The following is a 1,256-nucleotide window of genomic DNA, read 5'->3' on the forward strand; positions in this document are numbered from 1 at the left end:
ATTGATTTATAATATATAGATATCAATTCCCTCTCCTTTTTTCTATTTTTCCTTCAATTTTTCGAACGATATTGTCCCCTGTATAATATCATAAAAAATAGAAAATAATCATGAAATTTTTGGAAGATATCAGTAAAAATGAAAAACCCATGTCATAAGACATGAGCTAGTTTAAGATATTGGGAACCTAGGCTTACGTTCTCTGCTTTTTCGCTCTGTTTTTGCTGCCATGAAAAGAAACTATATATTCCTTAGATTTTTATATATACATTATTGAGGATTAAGTAAATCTACATAGGCTTGGTATCCAATAATTACTGCAATCAGTGAACCAATAAAGAAAAAAACGGATCCGCCTAACGTAAATAATCTTCCAAAAAGTGTTATTTTAGCCTCATCTATCTGTTCTTTATTACTCATTTATTTCACTCCTTGTGGACGTATACCCCATTATATACATTCTTTAAAAATAGGTTCTTGTCTCCACAAAAATGACCTCAGACAATACTTGGCTTACGTATTAGATTTGACAATGTGCTAAATGCTCATAATTTCCGTTTTTGTTCCTAACGTTTACGTTTCAGCCCTCAAATGAGCCGATTTCCGGCGCTATCGTCAGCTTATTACGAAGTACAAAGAGCAGTACACTAGCGATACCCAAAGCCATAAAATCAGCGATGACAATGGACCAAATGACACCATGGAACTGCATATAATGATTCATCACAAACAGAGTTGGAATAAAAATAACTCCCTGAGCAACCGCCATAACAAGAGCTGCCTTTCCTTGTGCTGTAGCTTGAAAAATACCAGTAATTAAAAGCGTAAAACCTGTCATAAACAAGGATAGAAAAACTATTTTCAAAATATAACTCCCTGTTGCAATCAGCTCTTGATCGATCGTGAACAAACCTATTAGATGATTCGAGATGAAGAATACAATAGTACCGCATAAGACAGCAATCGAAATGACAGCAGCAGCAGTAAACTGGATGACTTCTTTCATTCGTTTCTTATTTGCTGTAAAACAATAGGCTATCAAAGGAATCACGCCTTCACATAAGCCCATAATAATAAATTCAGGAAATTGCATAAGCCGAGAAGATATTCCAAAGGCCGCAACAGATGTATCTCCATAAATGGCGAGAAAATGATTAAAAAACAAAGCTGTCGTTCCCATAAAAACGCTGAGTAAAAAAACAGGAACACCAACACTTAAAATATTTCGAAACATAGTTACTGTTACTCGACAAGCC

The 1,256-nt window shown here is 34.7% G+C and carries 2 protein-coding genes; both read right to left on the reverse strand.

From position 1 onward, the window contains the following. Window positions 1–270: 270 nt before the first annotated feature. The gene (locus AC1DSE_RS35465; protein ID WP_477511887.1) at window positions 271–420 is read right to left on the reverse strand and encodes a hypothetical protein; all 150 of its coding nucleotides are present in this window, start codon (window positions 418–420) and stop codon (window positions 271–273) included. A 160-nt stretch (window positions 421–580) separates the two neighbouring features. Then, window positions 581–1,256: MATE family efflux transporter (locus AC1DSE_RS35470; protein WP_477529145.1), on the reverse strand; the 676-nt coding region annotated here is incomplete at its 5' end.

Source organism: Paenibacillus sp. 01L418 (genome assembly GCF_056400045.1).